Genomic DNA, 4323 nt, shown 5'->3' with positions numbered 1-4323 from the left:
ATCTTGCACTTTCGGTCGCCGTTATGGGTCTGATGTCCCGGTTCGGGCCGACGGAAAGTGCAAGATCGCGGCTAGGGAGGGGTGGGTTACCAGGCGAAGCCGGCGGGGTAGGAGACGGTGGCGAGGACTTGCTGGCCGGTGGCGTTGGGGTGGAAGTAGTCCCAGCCGGAGAGCTGGGCGAGGGTGAACGGGTAGCCGAACACGACGTTGCCGTCGTACTTGCAGTTCGACCCGTACGCCGTGCAGGCCGCCGCGAGTTGGCCGTTGAAGTCGATCACCCGCTGCCGGACGCGGTTGCGCCGGTCGACGTCCGCCTGGGCGGTGGAGGTCGGGTTGGCCAGGATGGACTGGCAGATGCCGAAGAGCGACCAGGCGCTGCGGGCGCTGCTGCTGTCCTTGCCGACCGACCAGAGTCGGTGCACGTCCGGGATGCTGATCACGAAGACCCGGGCGTTCGGCAGGCCGGTCTTGAGCCGGCTCAGTGCGGAGTCGATGTTCGCCCGGAAGGCGGCCACCGAGGTCATCGTCGACTCCGAGCTGGTGCAGGCGTCGTTCGCGCCGATCAGGATGGTGACGTAGCCGACCCCCTGGCTGACCGCGGTGCCGGCCTGGCCGTACAGGTCGGCGGACTTCGCTCCGGTGCGGGCGGCGTTGTTGTTGCGGCCGTTGATGCCTGGGCTGACCGCGCGGATACGCAGGTAGTGGCTGTTCACGGTGGAGTAGTCGCCGGTGCTGAACGAGCGGCTGGTGCAGTCGACGTACCACCCGCAGGCGTTGAAGCCGCGGGTGATGGAGTCACCGAGACTCGCCATCGAGGTCGGCGGCGGGCCGGGATCGGCCACGGCCGGGCTGGTGGCGAGCAGGACGAGGGCGGTGACGCCGGCGAGGGTGGCCAGCGCGCGTCGGACGAGGGTCATGGTGGCCTCCGGTTCACGGTTGCCGGATTGTGGCGGTGACCAGAGCGTATAGATGACCGTCTGTGTCCACAATGCTGCGGAGAGGTTGCGCCCGTCGGGAGATGAAATTCGGGCAAAGGGTGGCCTTGCTTACGATCTTAAATATGTGAATACTTTCCCTCGCTTGGCCGTTTCCCCAGGTGGCCGAGTTGCCCCCTGCCTTGTCGCCATGACAGGGCCCCCAACCCCCATCCGGGAGGCTGTTACATGCGACCCACAAGGTCAATGCTGCGCCGCGTCGTCACCGTCGCCGCGGCCGGAACTCTGGTCGCCGGCGTGCTGGCCGGCACGCCTGCCCAGGCGGCACCCGCGTCCGCCTCACCCGACGCCGCGGCCGCCCTCGCCGAGCGGCTCGGCGACCGTGCCGCCGGCGCCTACGCCGACTCCGCCGGCAAGATGGTCGTCGCGGTGACCGACGCCGTCGCGGCCCGCCAGGTGGCCGCCGCCGGCGCCACCCCGAAGATGGTCAAGCGCGGTGCCGCGGAGCTGAACCGGGCCACCGCCGAGCTGGACCGCTCCGCCGCGATCCCCGGCACCGCCTGGTGGACCGACGCGGCCACCAACCAGGTCGTCGTCTCCGTGGACAGCACGGTGACCGGCGCGAAGCTGGAGCGGGTCAAGGCCGCCGCCGCGCGTTCCAACGGCGCGGTACGCATCGAGGCCGAGGCCGGCGTGCTGAGCACCCGCATCTCGGGCGGCGAGGCCATCTACGCGCAGGGTGGCGGGCGCTGCTCGCTCGGCTTCAACGTGCGGTCCGGCAGCACCTACTACTTCATCACCGCCGGCCACTGCACCAACATCGCCGCGAACTGGTACAGCAACTCGGCGCAGACCGCGCTGCTGGGCACCCGTGCCGGCAGCAGCTTCCCGGGCAACGACTACGGCATCGTCCGGTACAGCAACCAGAGCGTCGTGCAGCCGGGCAACGTCTACCTCTACAACGGCACCTACCGCGACATCACCGCGTCCGGCAGCGCGTACGTCGGCCAGTCGGTGTCGCGCTCCGGCAGCACCACCGGCGTGCGTAGCGGCTCGGTGACCGCGCTCAACGCCACGGTCAACTACGCCGAGGGTCAGGTCCGCGGCCTGATCCGGACCACCGTCTGCGCCCAGCCGGGCGACAGCGGCGGCTCGCTGTTCAGCGGCACCATCGCGCTCGGCCTGACCTCGGGCGGCAGCGGCAACTGCACCAGCGGCGGCACCACGTACTTCCAGCCGGTCGGTCCGGTGCTGAGCGCCTACGGCGTCAGCGTCTACTGACCCTCTCCCGCACCATCGACCTTGCTCCTCTGCCAGCGGGCCGCCGGATTCCTCCTCCGGCGGCCCGCCCGCGTACCCGGCGGTGTTAACAGGGGGCCCTTGCTATGCACGAGGCGTTAAGAAGGGGCCCTTCCTTACACCCGGGGAACGCGAGCGCCTGCGTGCTGACAGAATGCCGGGAGTCAGACGTAGAGCAGACGAGGGAGACGCACGTCGTGATCCGTACCCATGACGCCGGCAGCCTGCGCGCGACGGACGCCGGCACCACGGTGACGCTGGCCGGGTGGGTGGCCCGCCGGCGCGACCACGGCGGGGTCATCTTCGTCGACCTGCGGGACGGCTCCGGCGTGGTCCAGGTGGTGTTCCGCGAGGAAGACGCGCACGCGCTGCGCAACGAGTACTGCGTCAAGGTCGTCGGCGAGGTGACCCGGCGACCCGAGGGCAACGAGAACCCGGAACTGCCCACCGGCGAGGTCGAGGTGACCGCGACCGAGCTGGAGGTGCTCTCCGAGGCGGCCCCGCTGCCGCTGCCGGTGGACGACCAGGTGGTCGCCGGCGACGACATCCGGCTCAAGTACCGCTACCTCGACCTGCGCCGCAGCGGCCCGGCCCGGGCCATGCGGCTGCGCTCGCGCGCCAACCAGCTGGCCCGGACGGTGCTGCACGAGCGGGACTTCCTGGAGATCGAGACCCCGACGCTGACCCGGTCCACCCCGGAGGGCGCCCGCGACTTCCTGGTCCCGGTGCGCCTGCAGCCCGGCAGCTGGTACGCGCTGCCGCAGTCCCCGCAGCTGTTCAAGCAGCTGCTGATGGTCGGCGGCATGGAGCGGTACTACCAGATCGCCCGCTGCTACCGCGACGAGGACTTCCGGGCCGACCGGCAGCCGGAGTTCACCCAGCTCGACATCGAGATGTCCTTCGTCACCGAGGACGACGTGATCGACCTCGGCGAGGCGATCGTCGCGGCCCTCTGGTCCGACCTGGCCGGGTACGAGATCCCTCGCCCGATCCCGCGGATCACCTGGCACGACGCGATGGCGCGGTACGGGTCGGACAAGCCTGACCTGCGCTACGGCGTCGAGCTGACCGAGCTGACCGACTACCTGCGCGGCACCCAGTTCCGGGTCTTCGCCGGCGCGATCGACGCGGGCGGGTACGTCGGCGCGGTGGTCATGCCGGGCGGTGCCGCGCAGACCCGCAAGGAGCTGGACGGCTGGCAGGACTGGGCCAAGGCGCGCGGCGCGAAGGGCCTGGCGTACGTGGTGCTCGACGCCGAGACGGGCGAGGCGCGCGGGCCGGTGGCGAAGAACCTGTCGGCCGAGCACCTGGCCGGGCTGGCCGACGCGGTCGGCGCCAAGCCCGGCGACGCGATCTTCTTCGCTGCCAGTGCCGAGACCCGGGAGGCGCAGGAGCTGCTCGGCGCGGCCCGGATCGAGATCGCCCGGCGGTCCGGCCTGGTCGACGAGAGTGCCTGGGCGTTCTGCTGGGTGGTCGACGCGCCGATGTTCGAGAAGACGGACGAGGGTGGCTGGACGGCGGTGCACCACCCGTTCACCTCGCCGAACGCCGAGTGGGTCGACCGGTTCGAGGAGGCGCCGGACCGGGCCCTGGCGTACGCGTACGACATCGTCTGCAACGGCAACGAGATCGGCGGCGGCTCGATCCGTATCCACCGGCGCGACGTGCAGCAGCGGGTCTTCGAGCTGCTCGGCATCACGCCGGAGGAGGCGCAGGACAAGTTCGGCTTCCTGCTGGAGGCGTTCAGCTACGGCCCGCCCCCGCACGGCGGCATCGCGTTCGGCTGGGACCGGGTCTGCATGCTGCTTTCCGGGGCCGACTCGATCCGCGAGGTGATCGCCTTCCCGAAGACCCGCGGCGGCTTCGATCCGCTGACCGGCGCGCCCACCCCGATCACCGCCCAGCAGCGCGCCGAGGCCGGCATCGACGCCAAGCCCAAGCCGCAGCAGGCCCCGCACACCGGCACCGCCGGCCCGGCCGCCGAGGCCAGCGCCGAATCCTTCCCGGCCAGCGCCTCCCCGGCCAACGAGGTCAACGACCCGGCCGACGCCCCGCGTGACCTGGTGACCGCCGCCGCCGGCTCCGGCGG

At 71.2% G+C, this 4323-nt stretch carries 3 protein-coding genes; 2 read left to right on the top strand and 1 reads right to left on the bottom strand.

Annotated elements, in window-relative coordinates:
• Window positions 1-86: 86 nt before the first annotated feature.
• Window positions 87-917: an SGNH/GDSL hydrolase family protein gene (locus tag C1I95_RS32085; protein WP_111219643.1), complete on the bottom strand. Its 831-nt coding sequence runs from the start codon at window positions 915-917 to the stop codon at window positions 87-89.
• Window positions 918-1163: 246 nt separating this feature from the next.
• Between C1I95_RS32085 and C1I95_RS32080 the strand changes: the two genes are divergently transcribed.
• Both C1I95_RS32080 and aspS read left to right on the top strand, forming a co-directional pair.
• The gene (locus tag C1I95_RS32080) at window positions 1164-2216 is read left to right on the top strand and encodes a S1 family peptidase (RefSeq protein ID WP_111219641.1); all 1053 of its coding nucleotides are present in this window, start codon (window positions 1164-1166) and stop codon (window positions 2214-2216) included.
• 215 nt (window positions 2217-2431) lie between these two features.
• Window positions 2432-4323, top strand: a 1892-nt coding sequence (gene aspS, locus C1I95_RS32075) for an aspartate--tRNA ligase (RefSeq protein WP_233514016.1), incomplete at its 3' end; no start/stop codon positions are given.

Source organism: Micromonospora craterilacus (genome assembly GCF_003236315.1).
Taxonomy (GTDB): domain Bacteria; phylum Actinomycetota; class Actinomycetes; order Mycobacteriales; family Micromonosporaceae; genus Micromonospora; species Micromonospora craterilacus.
Note: the sequence above shows the minus strand (reverse complement) of the source record. Positions and strands in the feature narration are given on the sequence as shown.

Bases quoted from the DNA above. Each gene is read 5' to 3' on its own strand.
- C1I95_RS32080 (WP_111219641.1), top strand. From the start codon at position 1,164: ATGCGACCCACAAGGTCAATGCTGCGCCGCGTCGTCACCGTCGCCGCG.
- C1I95_RS32085 (WP_111219643.1), bottom strand. From the start codon at position 917: ATGACCCTCGTCCGACGCGCGCTGGCCACCCTCGCCGGCGTCACCGCC.